Origin of the sequence: Arthrobacter sp. FW306-06-A (genome assembly GCF_021870055.1) — a bacterium.
In the GTDB taxonomy this organism is placed as follows: Bacteria; Actinomycetota; Actinomycetes; order Actinomycetales; family Micrococcaceae; genus Arthrobacter.
The window spans coordinates 3,758,634-3,779,456 of record NZ_CP084552.1 but is presented as its reverse complement, the minus strand read 5'-3'; the positions used below and the strand labels follow the sequence as shown (position 1 = coordinate 3,779,456).

Annotated in this window: 17 protein-coding genes and 1 tRNA gene; 11 read left to right on the top strand and 7 right to left on the bottom strand. The window is 63.9% G+C overall.

What is annotated here, in order from left to right:
* Window positions 1-45: 45 nt before the first annotated feature.
* Window positions 46-1,632, bottom strand: coding sequence for a molybdopterin-dependent oxidoreductase (locus LFT49_RS17660; RefSeq protein ID WP_237428936.1), 1,587 nt, complete (start codon window positions 1,630-1,632; stop codon window positions 46-48).
* A 99-nt stretch (window positions 1,633-1,731) separates the two neighbouring features.
* Here LFT49_RS17660 and purD point away from each other — a divergent pair, with 99 nt between their 5' ends.
* Both purD and LFT49_RS17650 read left to right on the top strand, forming a co-directional pair.
* On the top strand, window positions 1,732-3,048 hold the full coding sequence (gene purD / locus LFT49_RS17655) for a phosphoribosylamine--glycine ligase (protein WP_237430547.1): 1,317 nt from the start codon (window positions 1,732-1,734) through the stop codon (window positions 3,046-3,048).
* 1 nt (window position 3,049) lies between these two features.
* Window positions 3,050-3,988, top strand: a complete 939-nt coding sequence (locus tag LFT49_RS17650) for a phosphoribosylaminoimidazolesuccinocarboxamide synthase (RefSeq protein ID WP_237428935.1) — start codon at window positions 3,050-3,052, stop codon at window positions 3,986-3,988.
* Between the two features lie 71 nt (window positions 3,989-4,059).
* On the opposite strand, the gene LFT49_RS17645 is transcribed toward LFT49_RS17650, so the two are convergent.
* Complete coding sequence (locus LFT49_RS17645) at window positions 4,060-5,325, bottom strand: helix-turn-helix domain-containing protein (protein WP_236820462.1); 1,266 nt, start codon at window positions 5,323-5,325, stop codon at window positions 4,060-4,062.
* A 128-nt stretch (window positions 5,326-5,453) separates the two neighbouring features.
* Between LFT49_RS17645 and LFT49_RS17640 the strand changes: the two genes are divergently transcribed.
* Window positions 5,454-5,678: a hypothetical protein gene (locus LFT49_RS17640; RefSeq protein WP_237428934.1), complete on the top strand. Its 225-nt coding sequence runs from the start codon at window positions 5,454-5,456 to the stop codon at window positions 5,676-5,678.
* Window positions 5,679-5,844: 166 nt separating this feature from the next.
* Here LFT49_RS17640 and LFT49_RS17635 read toward each other — a convergent pair.
* From LFT49_RS17635 to LFT49_RS17615, 5 genes are all read right to left on the bottom strand, one after another.
* Window positions 5,845-5,921, bottom strand: a tRNA-Pro gene (locus LFT49_RS17635).
* A 70-nt stretch (window positions 5,922-5,991) separates the two neighbouring features.
* Complete coding sequence (locus LFT49_RS17630) at window positions 5,992-7,818, bottom strand: ABC transporter ATP-binding protein (RefSeq protein ID WP_237428933.1); 1,827 nt, start codon at window positions 7,816-7,818, stop codon at window positions 5,992-5,994.
* Window positions 7,815-9,623, bottom strand: coding sequence for an ABC transporter ATP-binding protein (locus LFT49_RS17625; protein WP_237428932.1), 1,809 nt, complete (start codon window positions 9,621-9,623; stop codon window positions 7,815-7,817). The genes LFT49_RS17630 and LFT49_RS17625 overlap by 4 nt, the downstream gene beginning before the upstream one ends.
* 193 nt (window positions 9,624-9,816) lie before the next feature.
* Window positions 9,817-10,761, bottom strand: a complete 945-nt coding sequence (locus tag LFT49_RS17620; RefSeq protein ID WP_237428931.1) for a metallophosphoesterase — start codon at window positions 10,759-10,761, stop codon at window positions 9,817-9,819.
* A gap of 6 nt (window positions 10,762-10,767) precedes the next feature.
* Window positions 10,768-13,092, bottom strand: a complete 2,325-nt coding sequence (locus tag LFT49_RS17615; RefSeq protein WP_237428930.1) for a transglycosylase domain-containing protein — start codon at window positions 13,090-13,092, stop codon at window positions 10,768-10,770.
* Window positions 13,093-13,129: 37 nt separating this feature from the next.
* On the opposite strand from LFT49_RS17615, the gene LFT49_RS17610 reads away from it, so the two are divergent.
* The 8 genes from LFT49_RS17610 (at window position 13,130) to arfA (ending at window position 20,820) form a co-directional block, all read left to right on the top strand.
* Entirely contained in the window at window positions 13,130-13,285 is a 156-nt protein-coding gene (locus LFT49_RS17610) for a DUF4177 domain-containing protein (protein WP_009359196.1), read from the top strand.
* Between the two features lies 1 nt (window position 13,286).
* A complete protein-coding gene (locus LFT49_RS17605) occupies window positions 13,287-13,820 on the top strand; it encodes a RidA family protein (RefSeq protein ID WP_141182452.1) in 534 nt (177 codons plus the stop codon).
* A gap of 15 nt (window positions 13,821-13,835) precedes the next feature.
* The gene (locus tag LFT49_RS17600) at window positions 13,836-14,747 is read left to right on the top strand and encodes an NUDIX hydrolase (RefSeq protein ID WP_141182451.1); all 912 of its coding nucleotides are present in this window, start codon (window positions 13,836-13,838) and stop codon (window positions 14,745-14,747) included.
* Between the two features lie 59 nt (window positions 14,748-14,806).
* Window positions 14,807-15,808: a LacI family DNA-binding transcriptional regulator gene (locus LFT49_RS17595; RefSeq protein WP_141159364.1), complete on the top strand. Its 1,002-nt coding sequence runs from the start codon at window positions 14,807-14,809 to the stop codon at window positions 15,806-15,808.
* Between the two features lie 215 nt (window positions 15,809-16,023).
* Window positions 16,024-17,358 (top strand): extracellular solute-binding protein, encoded by a 1,335-nt coding sequence (locus LFT49_RS17590; protein ID WP_237428929.1) that lies wholly within the window; start codon window positions 16,024-16,026, stop codon window positions 17,356-17,358.
* A 27-nt stretch (window positions 17,359-17,385) separates the two neighbouring features.
* The gene (locus LFT49_RS17585) at window positions 17,386-18,327 is read left to right on the top strand and encodes a carbohydrate ABC transporter permease (RefSeq protein ID WP_237428928.1); all 942 of its coding nucleotides are present in this window, start codon (window positions 17,386-17,388) and stop codon (window positions 18,325-18,327) included.
* Window positions 18,328-18,329: 2 nt separating this feature from the next.
* On the top strand, window positions 18,330-19,226 hold the full coding sequence (locus tag LFT49_RS17580; RefSeq protein WP_237428927.1) for a carbohydrate ABC transporter permease: 897 nt from the start codon (window positions 18,330-18,332) through the stop codon (window positions 19,224-19,226).
* Window positions 19,227-19,281: 55 nt separating this feature from the next.
* The gene (gene arfA / locus LFT49_RS17575) at window positions 19,282-20,820 is read left to right on the top strand and encodes an arabinosylfuranosidase ArfA (protein ID WP_237428926.1); all 1,539 of its coding nucleotides are present in this window, start codon (window positions 19,282-19,284) and stop codon (window positions 20,818-20,820) included.
* Window positions 20,821-20,823 lie beyond the last annotated feature (3 nt).

Here is a 20,823-nt window from a genome sequence, read left to right as displayed (position 1 = left end):
GCCAGCCTGCCACTGCACGGGGACCCGCCACTGAGCGCTGACCATCTACTGCACGGTCACCATTACCGACTGCCAGCCGGAGGCGCCGTCCGGAACCGGATCGGCACGCTTGTCCGTTTGGACCTCGCCGGTGCCGTCGGTGGCCCGGACCTTGATGTAGTGCGGGCCGGGCGTGGCGTCCCACTCGTAGGACCACTGGCGCCAAGTGATGGTGGACGCTTCGGCCGACAGGGCGGTTTCCATCCACTCGCCGTTATCGATCTGGATCTCAACCTTGGTGATGCCGCGCGTCTGGGCCCAGGCGGTGCCGCCCACCGCTACCTTCCCGGCCGGCACCTTGGCGAAGGACTTGGGCACCTCCACGCGTGCCATGGTCTTGATGGGTCCGCGTTCGGACCAGCCACGGTTGGTCCAGTATGCCTTGTTGTCGGCAAAGCGGGTGACTTCCAGGTCAACCACCCACTTGGTGGCAGAGACGAAGCCATAAAGCCCCGGAACCACCATCCGCACAGGGTAGCCGTGCTCCAGCGGAAGGGGTTCGCCGTTCATGCCGATGGCCAGGATGGCGTCGCGGTCATCCTGCAGGACCTCCAGGGGAGTGGAGGCGCTGAAGCCGTCAATGGAGGTGGAGAGCACCATGTCCGCGCCGTCCTTGGGTTTGGCGCGTGCCAGGACCTCGCGGATGGGAAGGCCAAGCCACCTGGCGTTGCCGGCCAGGTTGCCGCCCACGGGGTTGGAAACGCAGGTGAGGGTGACATGCGATTCGATCAGCTGCGCGTCCAGCAGGTCCTGGAACGTCAGGGTCACTTCCTGTTCCACCAGCCCGTGCACCCGCAGTTCCCAGTCATCGACGTTGATTTCCGGGACACTCAAGGCCGTATCGATGCGGTAGAACTCATTGTTCGGCGTCAGCCACGGGGTAACGCCCGCAACAGGGGACTGCACGCCCGCCGGGACGGGCGCTGCATCCTTGGCCGGTGCCGGCAGCCGCAGGGCGTCCCGGGCCTGGGCCACATTGTTGCGTGCGGCACCCAGGAGCCGGCCGCCAGTCGCCGCGATTCCTGCAGCCACCGCGGTGATCCCCGCGGCGGTGAAGAAACCCCGGCGGCTGGTGCCGTCGCCACGTTCCCGCGCATCGCCGTCGTACGCTGTATCAGCCGGCGCTTCGGGCCACTCCTGCAGCCCCCACAGCTGCACCATCAATCGGCGCAGGGCCACCAGGCCGGCCAGTGTCCCCAGCACTGAAGGGATGGCGTCCGCGGGGCCAACGCCCGCCCGGGTCACCACGCAGGCAACGATCACGGCACCCATGAACAGCACACCCAGGACGCCCAGCGCCCATTTCCGGTAGGCCACCACGCCAAGAATGCAGGCAAGCACCGCGATGGTGAGGCCCATGCCCACGAACAGGGCGGCCTTGTCATTGGTGCCGAAGGTGGCGATCGCAAAGTCCTTGAGCCCGGGCGGTGTGAAGTCGATGAACGTGGAGCCCAGGGCAAACAGCGGCGTGGCCCTGGCGGTGAAGAATGCGCCGATCAGCTCCGCAACGGCAAGTACGACGGCGGCCGCCACCACGCCTGCCAAAGCGGCCATGGCGGCGGTGCCGGTTTTCCGGTTTCGAAGCGTTGTCATGTGTATGGTTCGGAGCGGCCGGGGCCGCGGATTGACGGGCCGGGCAGGGAAGGTCACAGCTTAGGAGCCGGAAGGGTGCACAAAGTACCCTTGGAGACTGTGAAGGTACTCGTCATTGGCCCCGGAGGCCGCGAACACGCCATTGTCCGCTCCCTGCTCGCCGACCCCAACGTGTCCGAGGTCCACGCGGCGCCGGGCAATGCCGGCATCAGCAAGCTGGTCCCTACCTACAACATCAACGGCAACGATCCCGAGGCGGTTGCGGAACTGGCCACCCGGCTGGCCGTGGACCTCGTGGTGGTGGGCCCCGAGGCTCCGCTGGCCGCCGGTGTCTCCGATGCCGTGCGCGAAGCCGGCATCCCCGTCTTCGGACCCAGCAAGGCTGCCGCACAGCTGGAGGCCTCCAAGGCTTTTGCCAAGGAAGTCATGGCAGAAGCCGGGGTACCCACGGCGATGGCCATGGTGGCCACCAATGCCGAGGAAGCAGCGTCAGCACTGGACACCTTCGGCGCCCCCTATGTGGTGAAGGACGACGGCCTGGCCGCCGGCAAGGGCGTGGTGGTCACCAGGAACCGCGACGAAGCCCTGGCCCACGCGCAGTCCTGCTTCGACGCCGGCGGATCAGTGGTGATCGAGGAGTTCCTGGACGGGCCCGAAGTTTCCCTGTTTGTGCTCTGCGACGGGCAGAACACCGTTGCGCTCACACCGGCGCAGGATTTCAAGCGCATCTTCGACAACGACGAAGGCCCCAACACCGGCGGCATGGGCGCCTACACCCCGCTTGAGTGGGCCCCTGAAGGCCTGGTGCAGGAGGTCCTGGACCGGGTGGCCCAGCCCACCGTCAACGAGATGGCCCGCCGCGGCACCCCGTTTGTCGGCGTGCTGTTCGTCGGCCTGGCCCTCACCTCACGCGGTACCCGCGTCATCGAATTCAACGTGCGCTTCGGCGACCCCGAGACGCAGGCGGTCCTCGCCCGGCTCAAGACGCCCCTCGGCGCCCTGCTCATGGCGGCTGCCAAGGGCGAACTGGACAAGGCAGAGGAGCTGCGCTGGTCCAAGGAAGCCGCTGTCGCCGTCGTCGTAGCCTCGGAAAACTACCCGGACAAGCCGCGCACAGGTGACCGGATCCGCGGACTCAAGAAGGTGGAAGCGCTTGAGGGCGTGCACGTCATCCACGCCGGAACCGCCCTGGATGATGAAGGCAAAGTAGTTTCCGCCGGCGGCCGCGTCCTGGCTGTCGTAGCGCTGGGCAGCGACCTGGTGGAGGCGCGCGAAAGAGCCTACGACGGCGTGGAGCTGGTCCAGCTGGAAGGCTCGCAGTTCCGCAGCGACATCGCCCGCAAAGCCGCCCGTGGCGAAATCAAGGTTCCCTACGGCGCCACGGGTTCAATGCCCATCGTGAAAGCAAAGGCCTGACATGACTGACACTTCGGAGAACCGCGGCTACGCCACCGAGACGCTTGACCTGCCCGGTTGGAAGCATGTTTATTCCGGCAAAGTGCGCGACCTCTATGAGCCCGCCGATGAGTCCATCCTGCAGCGCCTGGGCCAGGACTGCGTGCTGGTGGTGGCCAGCGACCGGATCAGCGCCTACGACCACGTGCTGTCCAGTGAAATCCCTGACAAAGGGCGCATCCTCACGCAGCTGAGCCTCTGGTGGTTCGACCAGTTGGGCGTTGAGCACCACGTGCTCGGTTCCACTGTGGAGGACGGCGTGCCGGCCGAGGTTGAGGGCCGGGCCATGATCTGCAAGAAGCTGGATATGTTCCCGGTGGAGTGCATTGCCCGCGGCTACCTCACCGGTTCCGGGCTCCTTGAGTACAAGGCCTCGGGCACGGTCTGTAACATCCCGCTGCCCGAAGGGCTGGTGGACGGATCCCGGCTGGAGCACGCCATCTTCACCCCGTCGGCGAAGGCTTTGATCGGCGAGCACGACGAGAACATCACTTATGACGCCGTGGTGGCGCTGGTGGGGGACGATATCGCCGCCCGCCTGAAAGAGCTGACGCTGAAGATCTACACCACCGCGGAAAAGATCGCCCGGGAGCGCGGCATCATCCTGGCGGACACCAAGGTGGAGTTCGGATACGACGCCGTCTCTGGGTCCATCACCCTGGGCGATGAGGTACTGACCCCGGATTCCTCGCGGTTCTGGGACGCCAGCACCTATAAACCGGGCCAGGCCCAGCCGTCCTACGACAAGCAGTATGTGCGGGACTGGCTGACCTCCGCCGAGTCCGGCTGGGACAAATCCTCCGACACCCCGCCGCCGGCGCTTCCAGCCGACGTGGTCGAGCGCACCCGCAGCCGGTACGTTGAAGCGTACGAGAAGATCACGGGAAAGAGGTTTTCCTAGCTGTTCAGACCGAAGCCAGGTAAGCCCGAAAGCCGGCCAGGTAAGCCTCCCGCTTACTTGGCCGGCTTTATTTAGCTTGCTTTAGCCGCTGCTGCCGCTCTTTTTTGCGCGAGCTTTATTTCCAGGATCGCATCCAGCGCCTGCTGAACCCGGTCTTGGGCACCTGCCGCGGCGAAGGCTTTTCGAGCCTCCTCGAGATACCCCAATGCCTCGTCGATATCGCCCGCGGCCTTGAGGGACTTGCCCAGGAGCAGGGAGACCTCACCGGCGGTGTGCTTGCCCAAGGCATCACGTTCGGCGTGGATTTCGCGGAGTTTTTCGACTGCTGCCACGATGTCGCCGGTTAGGTAGAGCCAGCGGGCGCGGATAAAGGCAACCTCCAGCTCGTCACTCTTTGTACCGCCGACAATCGAGAAGGCAAGCTCCGCACGTTCGATGGCTGCGAGCGTCTCCGGCTCCACAATGCCGGATGAGAGCCGGACAGCGGCAGAGGCCTTGTTGAAACGCGCCCATAGCTCGATGTCATTGGCAGGGGAGAGCAGGCGGGCTGCCCGCTCATGGTGCTTGACGCCTTCTGTGTAGTCGTGCCGCATGAACGCCACATTGCCGACTACCCAAGCCACCTCGCCAGCGAGTTGGGACATCGCGTGCTCGTCAACTTGGTCGAGCAGCGCCTGGCAATACTTCCAGGCTTCGTCCAGCCGGCCACTTTCGGCCAGCGCACCTATCAGGATCCGGTGTGCACCGATAGCGACGGTCGAGCCGCGGGGGAGGTTGACGGAGAGCCTGACAGCCTCGAGAGCGTGTTCTACCGCGATTGCCAACTGGCCCTGGCCATGGCAGACGGCAGCCAGCATCTGGCGTGCGCGGACTCCCAGGCCAACGGACTCCGTCGCCATTGGGTGCTCAATGAGCCGCTCGATGATTTTGCGGCACTCCTGCAAATCGCCTTGTTTCATGAGGCACTCGGCCTGCATGTAAGTCATGTTCCACCAGGCACTGGTGTTCTTACCCTCCAAGGCAATCTGCGCGGCCGTCGCCGCGTGGCTCGCCGCAAGAGGGTAGTCGCGGAGGTCCCATGCCTGGCGCGCATACAGCCCAGCCAGCACGTATTCAGCGTCGCTGACGGAGATCGGTTGGCTCCAAGCCTCCAGTGCCTTGGGGGCCAACTCCAGCCTGCGGGCCAGTTCTTCAATGACTTCAGCCGTCGGTTCGCGCCGGCCGGTCTCGAGCAGTGAGATGTAGCTGGGGGAGTACAGGTCCTTGCCCAGTTCCGCCTGTGTCAGTCCACGCTCAAGGCGCTCCGCCCGGAGCTTTTCTCCGAATCCGTTGCCCACGCGTTTCCTCCTTCTGGACAGCTGGGGCGCCGAATGCTTGACAGCCCCTGTGGAAAATATTTTACAATGTGTGTCAACAAGGACAGTGCTGGCTTTGTAACGAATCCGACTCGTATTGAGGAACTTATATGTTGAAGAAGATCGCAACCGCGGCCGCCTTGGCTGGGGCCTTGGCTTTTTCTGCGGCGGCTCCGGCCGTCCTGTCTGCAGGTTCCGTCGCCGATAATTCGGGTACGTCGGTAGCTATTGGAAACTGGCCTGACCCTGCCTCCACCAAGGTGAAGGGCAAGAAGACCACAACCACCGATACCGCCGTCGTCACCTACATCGGCAACTGGCCTGACCCCGCATAAATAGCTTCCTCACCATAGGAGGCGAAGGCAGCCCCGGAGCAACTGCTCCGGGGCTGTTCCTTTTAAGGCCACCATGCGTAAGGCCGGAAGCCGGCTGGTCGCGATGCTTTCGCAACCCCTTTGAGATGCAAAAAGAGGGCCTCCGCAAGGAGACCCTCTTTCATTATGGTCGGGATGACAGGATTTGAACCTGCGACCTCTTCGTCCCGAACGAAGCGCGCTACCAAGCTGCGCTACATCCCGATCCGCTGCAAAAGCAACTTTACAAGGATAGCCGATCCAAGGCCCCGATGCGAAATCCTGAACGGGATGGCTAGACCAGCGAATCCTTCCAGGCCCCGTGCAGGTCGGCGAAGCGTCCGCCGCCACCGACCAGTTCCTCAGGCGTCCCGTCTTCCACGATCCGGCCGTCATGCACCACCAGGACGCGGTCAGCGGTCTCCACCGTGGACAGGCGGTGGGCGATGATCAGTGCCGTCCTCCGTGCTGCCTCCGTGCCGGCCAGGAGCCGGGCCAGCCCAGCCTGCACCAGTCGTTCGGACGGGATGTCCAGCGAGGAAGTGGCCTCGTCCAGGATCAGCACCGCCGGCCGTGCCAGGAAAGCCCGCGCAAAGCTGATGAGTTGCCGTTGCCCGGAGGAGACCCTGCCGCCGCGCTTGTTGACGTCCGTGTCGTAGCCTTCGGGAAGTTCAAGGATGAACTCGTGTGCCCCAACCGCCTTGGCGGCTTCCTCGATTTCCTCCCGTGAGGCTTCCGGCCGGCCCAGGGCGATGTTGTCCGCCACCGAGCCGCTGAACAGGAAGGCTTCCTGGGTGACCATGACGATGTTCCGCCGGAGGTCGGAAGTGGCCAGGCCGCGAAGGTCTACGCCGTCCAGGGTGAGCGTGCCGGAGGTAACGTCGTAGAACCGGGCAATGAGTTTGGCCAGGGTCGATTTGCCGGCCCCCGTCTGGCCGACCAGCGCTACGGTCTGCCCGGCCGGGATGTGCAGGTCCAGGCGGGGGACCACCACAGGCCCGTCGCCGTAGCGGAATTCGACGTCGTTGAAGTCGACGCGACCCGTGGCGCTGCGCAGGGCAACCGGGTTCTTCGGTGGCCGGACTGTGGGCACCTCTTCCAGCAGCCCGGAGACCTTTTCAAGGGCTGCCTGCGCGCTCTGGAACGAGTTGTAGAACATGGCCATCTGGTCCACCGGCTGGAAGAACCGCTTGGTGGAGAGGATTAGGGCCAGGAGCACGCCAACGGCCAGGTCGCCGCCCAGCACCCGGAAGCCGCCGAAGAGGAGGACAACTGCCACGCAGACGTTGCCGATCAGCACCAGTCCCGGCTGGAAGATGCCGTTGAGGTTGATGGAGCGGACGGTGACCAGCCGGTAGTCCTCGGCAAGCTTGCCGTAGCGCTCGGAGTTTTCCTTTTCCTTGCGGAAAGCTTTGACGGCGCGGATTCCGGTCATGGTCTCCACGAAATGCACAATGAGCCGGGCGGAAACCACACGGGACTCACGGAAGGCGATCTGTGAGTGCTTCTGGTACCAGCGGGACAGGAAAAACATCGGAACACCGGCGGCCAGCACCAGCAAACCGCTCCGCCAGTCGAGGGCAAAAATGGTGATTGCGGTAAACGCCATGAACAGCATTCCCGAGGCCAGGGAGCTGACGCCGGAATCCAGCAGTTCCCGCAGCGCCTCCAGGTCCGAGGTCTGCCGGGCGATAATCCTGCCGGAGGTGTACTTCTCGTGGAACTCCAGGCTGAGGCGTTGGGTATGCCGGAAGACACGCACCCGCAGGTCCAGCAGCATGGCCTGGCTGAGCCGCGCCGTGGAGGTGACGTAAAGGGACGTGAGTCCCGCCGTCGCAATGGCTGCCAGCAGGTAGGCGACGCCGGTGAATACCAGCGGAAGGTTGTCGCCGGCCCGGAGCGCGGGAAGCGCGCGGTCGATGCCGAAAGCGATCAGTGCCGGGCCTGCGACGCGCGCGGCCTGCGAAAGGACCACCATGGCGATGGTCAGCCAGAACCGTACCCGTACCGGACGGATCAGCGACCCCAGCAAGGCGAGTGACCGCCGTCGTACTGCCCTGCTGTCGCTCTTGCTGAGGTGGGCATTGTCTTCATTGGCGGTGCCGAACGTTGCGGTGCTCATCGTGTAACTTCCTCGGCCTGGTCCTCAAGCGCCGACAGTTCGGAGTCCAGGTCGCGCGGCTCGCGGTCCAGGCTGGCGATGACGTAGCGGTAGTGCTGGTTGTGGGCCAGGAGTTCGGTGTGTGTCCCGACAGCGGTGATGCGGCCATCCTCGAGCAGCGCCACCCGATCCGCGAGGGCCACGGTGGAGGGGCGGTGGGCCACGATCAGGGTGGTGGTGTCCTTCAGCACTTCCCTGAGGCGGGCTTCCACCAACTCCTCGGTGTGCACGTCCAGGGCGGACAGGGGATCGTCCAGGACCAGCACGCGCGGGCGGGCGGCGATGGCGCGTGCCAGCGCGATCCGCTGCCGCTGCCCGCCGGACAGGCTTAGGCCTTCCTCACCGATCAGCGTGTCCACCCCTTCCGGCAGAGAGTAGGCGAAGTGTGCCTGGGCCACATCCAGTGCTTCGTCGAGGACCTCCTCCGTCCGGACCGGGGCGCCCAGGAGGACGTTGTCCCGTACGGAATTGGAGAAGAGCGTGGTGTCCTCGAACGCCACGCCAACAACCCTGCGAAGCTCCTCAACCTCGAAGTCCCGGATGTCCACGCCGTCGAGGGTGATGGCCCCTGTGGTGACGTCGTACAGACGCGGCACCAACTGGATCAGCGCGCTCTTGCCGCTGCCGGTGATGCCCACCAGGGCCATGGTTTCGCCGGGACGGATGTCCAGGTTGATGTCCTTGAGGATGGGCTTGTCCGGCGCGTCCTCGAAGGCGAAGGTTGCGTTCGCGAAGCGGAGTGCCCCAGCGAGTTCCTTGGGGCGCCGTGGCTGAGTTGGGCTGGTGATGGTGTTTTGCGTGTCCATCACCTCGTAATGGCGGTCGACGGCGGTCTTGGCCGTGAGTGCCATGGCCAACAGCATCCCGGAGAATTCCACGGGGGAGGCAATAACCGCCGCGGTGGCGAAAAACGCCACCAGGGCGCCGATGCTCAGTTGACCGCTGGCGCACAGCATGACGCCCACCACCAGCCCGGCTCCCAGCGCCAGCTCGGGAAGCAGGGTGACCACCATAGTGAACGTTGCCTGGTGGCGCGCCTTCTCGATTTCGGTCTGGCGCAGTTCCTCGGCCTGCTCGTTGAAGTTTTCCAGGGCTTCCCGGCTGCGTCCAAAGGCCTTGAGCACGCGGATGCCGTGGACGGATTCCTCCACGGTGGTGGCGAGGTCGCCGGCTTGGTCCTGGCTGCGGCGGGCAACCTTGCTGAACCGGGTGCGGAACCGGAAGCTGTTGATGGTGATGGGAACGGCGGCGGCAAGGAAGATCAGGGCCAGCTGCCAGCTCATGGCGAACATGGCAATGATGCCGATGATCACGGTGAGGGTGGTGACCACCAGCATTATGGCGCCGAAGGCCATCCAGCGGCGCAGGAAGTTCAAGTCCGTCATGGCCCGGGACAGCAGCTGGCCGGAGCCCCAGCGGTCATGGAAGGAAACGGTGAGGTCCTGCAGGTGGTCGTAGAGGGACACACACATCCGGGTTTCCACCGTGGTGGCAGGGTTGATGACGAATTGCCGGCGCAACGCCACCAGGCCAGCTTCGGCGATACCCAGGACCAGGATGACGCCCGCTGACGTCCAGACTGCCTCCGGGGTACCTCCGGGCTGCAGGGCGGTGTTGACCAGGACACGCAGCACCTGGGGGATGGTCAGCGCAACGATGCTGGCCAGGAGTGCACAGAGCAGCCCCAGCAGGAGCCTGGGGATGATGGGCCGGACGTGGGGATAAAGACGGCTGATGGATCGGAAAAAGGGAGTCTGCTTGGCCATGCCCGCTTCTCAAGCTATAAAACGAATGTAGTTTCCTCTAGCAACAACCCTATGCCATGGCGTGAGCTGCTTCACAGCGATTGTGCGGGCCACTGGCTGCTTCCCCAGTTATTGCACTCCGTAATGCCGGATGCCCTATCAGTTATGGTCCCCATAACCCGCTTTTGGGGACCATAACTGATGGAGCAATGGGTTAGTTCGGTGAGGTGAGGGTCAACAGGACGGCTTCGGGCTTGCAGGCGATCCTTACCGGGGCAAAGCGCGAGGTGCCGATGCCGCCGGAGACGTTGACCGGCGTCGTGCTTCCGTTGCTTGACCAGTCGTTGAGGCCTTTGGCGCGCCAGGTGGGAAGGTCGCAGTTGGAGATGATGGCGCCGTACCCGGGGATGCACAGCTGGCCGCCGTGAGTGTGGCCCGCCAGCAGGAGGTCGGCGCCGCTTTCGGTGAAGTGGTCCAGTACCCGCTGATAGGGCGCGTGGATAACAGCCACCTTGACGTGGTCTTTTGCGTTCTGGCTCACTGTTCCGCGGGGCCAGCCTGCATACCGCTCCCGCTTCAGGTGCGGATCGTCGACCCCGGAGAAGTCGAAGCGCATGCCGTTCAGAACCAGGGACTGGTTGCGGTTGGTCAGGTCAACCCAGCCGCTCATGCCGAAGCCTGAGCGCAGGCGCGGCCAGTCAAGGGCTACCGGCTTGGGCTTCACCTTGGACGGTCCCAGTAAGTAGGCCGCTGGGTTTTTGGGGCTGGGGGCGAAGTAGTCGTTGGAGCCGGGGACAAAGACACCGGGGAACTGCAGCAGCGGCTTCAGTGCCTCCAGCAGCGGGTCCACCGCCTTGACGTGGCTGAGGTTGTCGCCGGTGTTGACCACCAGGTCCGGCCGGAGGTCCGCCAGGGACCCGAGCCACTCGGCCTTCTTCCGCTGCCCGGGGACGAAATGGATATCGCTGAGGTGCAGGATGCGGAATGGTTCGCGGCCGGGCGGGAGGATGGCAAGATTCTCCTCGCGCAGGACGAACTGGTTCTTCTCCCACAGGCCGTACCCGAACGCAGCAACGCCGGCCGCGGCCCCGGCGCCGGCAGTGACGGCAAAGCCGCGCCCGATGGAACGGGCGCGGCTTGCCAGGCTATCGATGCTCATATGCGCTTAGCCGTTTCCTCTGCCGTTGTTGCCGTTTCCGTTGCTGGTCGGGGCCGGGGCCGGGGCGGGGGCCTGCGTGGCAGGAGCCCGGGTTGCCTGGGGGGCAGGAACGGGAGCCTGGGTGACCTGGGGCGTGGTCCTGCCAGGCGAGGTAGTGGTTACACCATTGATCATGTTGCTCGGCGGGGCAGGGAACGGGTTGGTCCCATAGGCCGGAGCAATCTTGGCCATGTAGCTGGAGAACATGGGACCGGCGATCATGTAGCCGTCAATGCCTTCATAGAACTTTCCGTTGACGGTGATGTTCTGCCCTGCGCGGTCCTGCGCCCCCAGCGGGTCGCCGAACCAAGCGGCGGTGGCCAGGCCGGTGGTGTGGCCAACAACCCAGGTGGAGCCGTTGTTGTTGGAGGTACCGGTCTTGGCGCCGATGGGGAAGCTGGTGGTCGTGGAAATCCGCGGCCGGATCAGCGATCCTGAACCCCTGTTCAGGACTTCCTGGAGGGCATAGTTCACGCCGCGGGCAACTTCAGGCTTGATGGCATCGCGGCAGCTGCTGGACTGGGCCGGCAGCTGCTTGCCCGTGGCATCGACAACAGAGGTGATGGCGATGGGCTCGCAGTATTTGCCGTCATTCGCAAACGTGGCGAAAGCACTGGCCATGGTCAGCGGCGAGGTCTGCGTGGAACCCAGCAGGTTACCCAAGGTTGACATGTCGATTTTCGGGTGCGGATCATCTGCGGAGGGCAGGCCACCGTGCAAACCTGTCGCATCCACGATTTTCTGGATTCCGCAGAGATCCAACTGGGCGGCTGACGCGAACGTCACGGTGTTGATCGAGTTGTAGAGGCCTTCCAAAACCGTCAGCGGCTTGTACCACTTGGTCTCAGCGTTCTGCAGGTCGTCCGCCGCATCCAGGCCCTGGTTCTTTTGCGCCGTGCTGTACGCGCCCTGCACCTTGCCGCAGGTGTTGCGCCAGGGGAAACCGATGGGGTAGACCCGCTGGGCGGCGTTAACCACCGTGTTCATGGTCTTGCCTTCGTTGAGCCACTCGGCAAAGGTAAAGGGTTTCATGGTGGACCCAGGCTGTGCGCCACCCATGCCGTTGAGGTCGTTCCCGTCCTTATCCAGCTTGTCCACGTTGAAGTTCAACTGGGAATCGAAGCCCTGGCCGGGCAGGAACGTGGTGTTCTGGGCCATTGAGATGATCTTGCCGGTGCCCGGCTGCACCGACACCATCGAGGCGCCCCACTTGTCCGGGTTTGCGCCCGCAGCAGCGTTGACCTGTTCCTGGGCGGTGGCCTGCGCGTTGGGGTCCAGTGTGGTGGTGATGGTCAGGCCGCCGCCGTAAATCAGCCGCTGGCGGTCCTTTATGTCCGCCCCATAGGCCGGGTTGTTTTCCAGCAGGTGCAGGATGTAGTCGCAGAAGTAGGGGGCGGAGGCCGCGTACGCACAGCCCTGCTTGGGCTGGGTTACCTTGGGCTCCACCGGGGTGGCCACGGCGGCGTCGTGTTCGGCCTGGGTGATCTTGCCCTGGTTCAACATCAGCCCGAGCACCAAGTCCCGGCGCTGCTTCGACTTTTCCGGATTGGTGATGGGATCAAAGGCGGAGGGGCTGTTCACCAGGCCGGCGAGCAGGGCTGCCTGCGGCAGGGTGAGGTCCTTGGCAGTAGTGCTGAAGAAGTAACGGGATGCCGCTTCGATGCCGTATGCGTCGCGGTTGAAGAACACGATGTTCAGGTAGCCCTCAAGGATCTGGTCCTTGGTGAATTCTTTCTCCAGGGCGATGGAGAGCTTCATTTCGCGGAGTTTGTCGCCAACGCCCTTGTTGACGCCGTTGAGCTTGATCTGGTCCTCTTCGCCGGCGGCTGCGAGGTTGGCGTTCAGGACGTTGTTGACGTACTGCTGCGTGATGGTGGACGCGCCCTGCTTGTTGCCGCGGGCTGTGGCGACCAGCGCGCGGAGGATGCCGGTGGTGTCCACACCGCCGTGCTCGTAGAACCTGCTGTCCTCCACCGCGATGATGGCGTTCTTCATGTTCGGTGAAATCTGGTCCAGCGGAACCTTGGTGCGGTTCTCCGTATAGACGCTGGCGATCTCGCTGCCGTCCGCAGCCAGGATCCTGGTGGTCTGGCTCGGGGGATCAACCTTCAGTTCGGCGGGAAGGGAATCGAAGAAATTGATGGAACCGCTTGCCGCGCTGCCGGAGACGGCCGCGGCAGGGACCAACAGGCCCGCCACGAGGACACCGCAAATCGCGCTCACACCAAGGAAAAGAAGGATCTTACCCAGTGTGGTGGCAGTGTCGAATAAGGGGTTGTTGCGAGTCGCCATGTTTTCCACTTTACCGGCAAGGGCTACGCTTTCTCTCATGACCAAATGGGAGTACGCGACGATTCCGCTCATCATCCACGCTACAAAGCAGATCCTTGACCAGTGGGGAGAGGACGGCTGGGAGCTCGTCCAGGTAGTCCCCGGACCCGACGGTAACGGCCTTGTCGCCTACCTCAAGAGGGAGAAGCAGTAGCATGAGCACCCCCGCAGAAGCCCAGTCCAGCCCGGCGACGGCGCCGGTTTCCGCCGTCGAGCAGCGCCTCGCGGAACTTGGCCTTGCCCTCCCGGAGGTTGCCGCCCCGGTAGCCTCCTACGTTCCCGCTGTCGTCTCCGGCAGCCACGTCTATACCTCGGGCCAGCTGCCGTTTATTAACGGCAAACTCGAAGCTACGGGCAAGGTTTCGGCAGGAACGGAAGGGTTCGCCGACGAGCCCACGGTTTCCCCGGAGGACGCCCAACGCTACGCGGCAGTGTGCGCCGTCAACGCCCTTGCTGCCGTCAAGAGCGTCATCGGTGACCTTGACCGCATCACGCGGATCGTCAAAGTTGTGGGATTCGTCGCCTCGGATCCCTCCTTCACGGGCCAGCCCGCCGTCGTCAACGGCGCCTCGGAACTGCTGGGCCGCGTCCTTGGCGACGCCGGGCAGCACGCGCGGTCCGCCGTCGGCGTTGCCGTACTTCCGCTCGACTCTCCCGTAGAGGTCGAGTTGATCGCCGAATTCAGCTAAGACCGGACACTTCCCTTGCCGCACCTCGCACGACGCCTTTTTGCACTGCCCCAGGATCTGGAAGGGGCAGCACAAAGCTGGCTCGAACACGGCGAGCGGACCCCCAGGGCCGCCCGCTACGCATCATCCGTAGTCCTCCTGCGCGATTCACCCACCGGTTTGGAGACGTGGCTGGGTTACCGGCCCGGCTCCTCGCCGCTGGGGGTCCTCGCGTTCCCCGGCGGGTCCCTTGACCCGTCCGACGACGAGCCCATGGGTTGGCTGGGCCCGTCGCCGCAGCATTGGGCTGAGCAAATGGGAACGGACGACGTCGGGCTGGCGCGCCGCCACGTGGTGGGAGCCATCCGGGAACTCTTCGAGGAAACCGGCATCCTGCTGGCTGGTCCGGATATGTCCAATACGGTCGAAGCCACGTCAACGTCCGAATGGATGCGGGCCCGCGTGGCCGTCGCGGACCAGGAAAAGACCCTTGCCCAGGTCCTGGGCAAGCGCGGACTTTCCCTCCGCACCGACCTGCTGAAGTCCCTGGTCAACTGGCGCAGCCCCGACTTTGCGCACCGCCGGTTCGATACCCGGTACTTTGCGGCCACCCAGCCGCTTGGCCAGGAGCCGTCGCTGCTTGAGGGCAAAGGCGTGTGGGGCCGATGGGTCAACGCGGCGCAGGTGGTGCAGGAACGGAACACCAGCAATCTTGGGGACGAGGCAGGCCAGGAGAATACCGTGGGCCGCCCCTTGGGCGAACTGCTCGTGCCGGGCTCGGAAATCATGCTGGAAAAGATGGCGACGGCCAACGGCTGCATCGCTTATTTGAGCTACAAGCGGAAGCACCACGTATACCAGCCAACGCTGGTCGAAGAAGACGGCAGGCTCATGCTCGAAGTCGAGGCGGCCAAGACCGTGGCAGGGGACCACCAGCGCGAACGCTGACGCACTGCAGAGGCGGGTAAAATCCTCAACAATGCCACACCGGAAGCAAGGGGGCGCCTTTGCGCGCAACGGTCAAGGACGTAGCGCGCCTCGCAGGGGTTTCGCCAAAGACAGTCTCGAACGTCATGAACGGAATTGTCCCGGTCAGCGCTCCCACCCGAACCAGGGTGGAGCAGGCCATGGCCGAGCTGGACTATGTCCCCAACCTCTCCGCGCGGGGGTTGCGCAACGGCAGGTCTGGCGTCATTGCCCTGGCATTGCCGGACCTGGCCACGCCGTATTCTGCCGAAATTGCGCACAGCGTGGTGGAAGTAGCCCATGAACAGGGCTGGAGCGTGCAGATCGAGGAGACTGGATCCGATCCCACCCGCGAGTACGAATTGATGTCCCGCGCGCGCTCCAACCTGATAGACGGGTTGATCCTCAACCCCGTGGTGCTGGACGAGAGTGCCGTCAAAGTGGGCGTCGCCCTGCCTCCCGTGGTCCTGCTTGGGGAAGTGTCCCAGAAGCTGGCCGACCGTGTGTGGGTGGACAGCGTCGCCGCCGCCCGTGACATGACACTGGCGCTCGGCAGGACGGGCAGGCGGCGTATCGCGGTTCTGGGCGCCGCCGAGGGCAGGGGCTCCGCGGCAGCCGTCCTCCGCACCCGCGGGTACCAGGCCGCGCTTGGCGAACTCGGCATCCCCTGGGACGACTCGTTGATCATCCCTTGCGAAAAGTGGAGCCCGGATACGGCAGCCCATGCTCTTTCCGCCTACCTTGACGCGCACCCGGTGCCCGAGGCGCTGTTCTGTTTCACCGATTCCATGGCGATCGGTGCCCTGAGCGTGCTGTGGAAACGCGGCCTTCGGGTTCCCGACGATGTGGCCGTTGCGGGTTTCGACGACATCGCAGATGCGAAATATGCGGTGCCGTCACTGACAACCGTCTCCTTCGACAAGCGCAGGGTGGCCAGCGAAGCCCTGCGGCTCCTGACCGAACGCATGCAGGACCGCGAGGGCCCGCAGCGGGTGGTGGCCGTCGATTACGAAGTCGTGGAGCGGGAAAGCACCTCTTCCTAGGCCCTGCACGCAGCGCCGGCCACTGGCGTGGTGTCGAAGCGAGACAGCGGGATCACTTTGCGAACGCTAACAATTTTCATTGCGGGACGTATTACATCGATGTAATGTGAGGCGTGCGTCACACCGGAGCCTGTAGGACTGCGATGAGGGACACCCGGCAGCAACGGTTGTGGCAACGGAATGACTTTCAGCGGACCCATCCAAAGGAGTGACGGGTGAAGCAGTTTGATTTTTTCGACGACAGGCAACTGTCCAGGCGCCGGCTGTTGTCCGGAACCGCAGCGTTGGGAAGCGTGTTCGCCGCGGCGGCCTTGTCCGGGTGCGGCGGAAATGCCTCCGCCGCGGCCCCCAGGGATATCCAGTTCTGGCATCTCCTGTCCGGTGGCGACGGCATCAAGATGCGGAACATGATCAGCAAGGTGAACGACGCCAACCCCGCGTTCAAGGTGCACCCGACAGTTCTTGCCTGGGGGCCGCCGTACTACACCAAGCTGGCCATGGCATCGGCCGGCGGCCGTCCGCCGCAGCTGGCCATCATGCATGCCAGCCGCGTTCCCGGCTATGCGCCCGGCGGCCTGATCGACCCATGGGACCTGGACCTGCTGTCAGAGTTCGGCGTCACCAGCCAGAGCTTCGCGCCCAGGATCTGGGACAAGAGCCAGAACAACGGCAAAGTCTTCTCCATCGCCCTGGATTCGCACCCCTTTGTCATGTTCTATAACCGTGACGTGGCGGGAAAGGCAGGACTGCTTGGCAGCAACGGGCAGTTGCAGGAAGCGAAGTCCCCGCAGGAATTCATCAGCATCGCGCGGGAAATGCAGAAAGTGACCCAGGCGCACGGTCTGTCCTTCGGGTACCTCGGCAGCGGGTCACAGATGTGGCGCCTTTTCTACACCCTCTACCGGCAGCACGGGGCAAGCATGGAACTGACCCCCGGCAAGCCAATGGTGGCCGACAACGAGGCCGCCGTTGAGTCCCTGGAATTCATGACCTCCCTGTTCGATGACACCATCGCGGCGCAAAGCGGCGACATCAGCACCGGCATCGCGGAATTCGCCCGCGGGGGATCAGGCATGCTCTTCAGCGGGGTCTGGGAGCTTCCCACCTTCAAGAAGGCAAACCTGCCCGTTGACGCCGCCACCATCCCCACGCTGTTCGGAACGCCGGCCGCATACGCTGACTCGCATTCCTTCGTGCTTCCCCGGCAGCTGAACGTCGACGAGGCCAAGCGCCGCGACGTCTACAAATTCGTCAGCGACATCCTCAAGGGCTCGCTGTCCTGGGCCGAGGCAGGACATATCCCCGCCTTCCAGCCGGTGGTGCAATCCCAGGCCTACCGCGAACTCACGCCCCAGATCCACTACGCCAACGCCGCAGACATCATCGCGTACGATCCCCAGTCCTGGTTCAGCGGCTCGGGCTCCGACTGGCAGACCTACTTTGCGGAAAACGTACAGAACGTCCTCCTTGGGCGTGACAAGGCAGCTGATGGATGGGCCGCCTTCGAGAAGCGCACCAACACCCTTCTTTCCCGGCCCAACCCGGTCTAACCGTACTGAGCGACAAAGGAGTCCTTCATGAGTTCTTCATTAACAGCCCGGCGGAGTCCGGGGAGCCGGGTTTCTTCACCAGCAGCCCGGGGGAGCCGCGACAGCGTCACCAGGAATAACCTCAGCGGTTGGGGGTTCGCCGCGCCGTTCCTGGCATTCTTCCTCGTTTTCCTTGTATGGCCCATTGTCTACGGCATCTATATGAGCCTCACCGGCAAGTCCCTTACCGGAGCCAATGACAGCGTGATTGGCTTCGCGAACTACGCCGAAGCCTTCGCTGACGCCGACATGTGGCGCTCACTCGGAAACACCCTCTACTTCACGGTCATCAGCACGGTCCCCCTCGTGCTGGTCGCGTTGGTGATGGCGGCGCTGCTGAACGTCGGATTGCCGGCGCAGTGGCTGTGGCGCCTCTCGTACTTTGCCCCGTACCTGCTGGCGTCCACCGTCGTGTCCCTGTTCTTCACGTGGATGTACAACCCGCAGCTTGGCCTGATCAACGATGCTCTGTCCAAGATCGGCATCCCGAAGATCGCCTGGCTCAACGACCCCAACGTGGCCATGTGGGCGATCGTCATTGCCACCCTCTGGTGGACGGTGGGTTTCAACTTCCTGTTGTACCTGGCTGCGATGCAGAACATCCCCGCCCAGCATTACGAGGCGGCGTCATTGGATGGTGCCGGGGCCTGGCGCCAGCTCTTCTCCATCACCCTGCCGCAACTGGTCCCCACCACCGTGATGATCGTGCTCCTTCAGGTCCTTGCCTCGCTCAAGATCTTCGATCAGGTGTACCAGATGACCGCCGGTGGACCGGGAGGATCGACCCGTCCCGTGGTGCAGTACATCTTCGAAACCGGGTTCACCGGCTACCGGCTGGGCTATTCCGCAGCCATCTCCTACATCTTCTTCGGACTGATCGTGCTCGTCTCGGCCATGCAGTTCGTCATAACCCGCCGCAGGAGCGCATAACCATGGCAACCCAGACCCTCAACCGTGCCACATTGGGCGCAAGCACCAGCCCAGCCGTCCGCCAGCCACACAGGAAGATGTCGGCCGGCAAGGTCGCTGCCGTAATTGTCGCCGCCGTTATCGCAGTCCTGTGGCTGGTCCCCTTCGCCTGGGCGACCGTTACGGCGTTCAAGAGCGAGACGGATGCCGCCTCGCCGAAAATCAACTGGATCCCGCCGTCTGGCTTTACCGCCGACGCGTTCGTGAAGGTGTTCCAGGACGGCAACATCCCACTCTGGACCTGGAATTCGCTTTACACTTCGGCGGCCATCACGGCCGTCACGCTGGTGATCTCGTCGCTCGTGGCGTACGCCTTGTCCCGGATCGACTTCAAGGGAAGGAAGGTGCTGATGACCGTGATCATCGCCTCCATCATCGTCCCTCCGCCGGTCCTAATCATTCCGCTGTTTTACCAGATGCTCGCCCTCCACATGATCGATACGTCCTGGGCCATCATCCTGCCGCAGGTCATCCACCCCGCCATGGTGTTCGTGCTCAAGAAGTTCTTCGACCAGATTCCCCGCGAACTTGAAGAAGCCGCAGTGATGGACGGCGCCAGCCGGATGAGGATCTTCACCCAGATAATCCTGCCGCTGTCCCGGCCCATCCTGGCCGCCGTCGCCATCTTCGTGTTCATCGGCGCCTGGAACAACTTCCTGTGGCCGTTCATCGCCACCAACGACCCGTCCCTCCTCACCCTCCCGGTGGGCCTGCAGACCATCAAGAGCGCCTATGGCATCCAGTACGCGCAGAACATGGCGTCCGCGTTGCTCGCGGCCCTGCCCCTGATCCTGGTCTTCCTGTTCTTCCAGCGCCAGATCATCAAGGGCGTTGCGACGACGGGCCTCGCCGGCACCTGATGCCCACCGTCACTTTTCACCCCGTACCTGCTGCACAACCAAGGAGATAGTCCTCATGTCCCGCGCCAGAATCACCCTCGACCGCGACTTCACCATTGGTGAAGTGCCCCGCCGGCTGTTTGGCTCCTTCGTGGAGCACATGGGCCGCTGCGTCTACACCGGCATCTTTGAACCGGGCCACCCGGAGGCCGACGAGAACGGCTTCCGCCAGGACGTCCTCAAGCTCGTCAAGGAGTTGGGCGCCACCGTGATCCGCTATCCCGGCGGCAACTTCGTTTCCGGCTATGACTGGGAAGACGGCATCGGTCCCCGCGAGGACCGCCCGCGCCGGCTTGACGGCGCCTGGCACACGGTGGAAACGAACGCCTTCGGCCTCCACGAGTTTGTGGACTGGTCCCGCCAGGCAGGAACCGAAATCATGGAAGCCATCAATCTCGGCACCAGGGGAGTAGACGCCGCCCGGGCAATCGTGGAGTACGCCAACCACCCCGGCGGCACCCGCCTCTCTGACCTGCGCGCAAAGAACGGCCACAAGGACCCGTTCAACATCAAGCTCTGGTGCCTGGGCAACGAGATGGACGGGCCGTGGCAAATTGGCCACAAGACCGCCGACGAATACGGCCGCCTGGCACAGGAGGCTGCCAAGGCCATGCGTTATGTTGACCCTGGCATCGAGCTGGTGGCCTGCGGAAGTTCCAATTCACGCATGCCTACGTTCGGCGACTGGGAGCAGACTGTCCTGACACACACCTACAACGAGGTTGACTACGTGTCACTGCACGCCTACTACCATGAGTATGAAGGTGACGCTGGCAGCTTCCTCGCAAGCGCAGTTGATACCGACTACTTCATCGAATCAGTCATCGCAACTGCCGATGCCGTCCGGGCGAAGGGAAAGCACAAGAAGCACATCAACCTTTCCTTCGACGAATGGAACGTTTGGTACCAGCGCGGCAGGGACACCGAGGACCAGTTGCGGAACGTCGCCAAGGCGGGCTGGCGCGAGCACCCGCGACTCATCGAGGATAAGTACAACGTGACCGACGCCGTGGTGGTGGGGACCCTGCTGAACTCGCTGCTCCGCCACGGCGACCGCGTCAAGATCGCCAACCAGGCGCAGCTGGTCAACGTCATCGGCCCCATCTTCAGCGAAGAGAACGGACCGGCCTGGCGGCAAACCATTTTCCACCCCTTCTCCCGGATGGCAGAACTCGCCAAGGGCCAGATCCTGCGGCTGTCCGTTGACTCGGACAAGTACGAAAATGAGCGCTTTGGCGGCACGGACCTCGTGGATGTCAGTGCCACCTGGAACGAGGAGACCGGCCGCGTGGCGCTCTTCTTCGCCAACCGGGGCCTTGAAGAAGCGGCCGACGTGGAGGTCAGCCTGCGCGGTTTCGACGCCCAACGGGTAGTCCGTGCTGAGGTCCTGGAAATCCCGGAAGGCGGCGACCGCTTCACCATCAACAGCCAGGAAAACCCCGACCGGGTGGGCCTCAAGCCGCTGGAGGGAGCAAAGGCAAACGGTTCCGAGCTGCGGCTCAGCCTTCCCGCCCTCTCGTGGGCCGTCGTCGAACTGGACGTGGCGAAGAGCTGATCC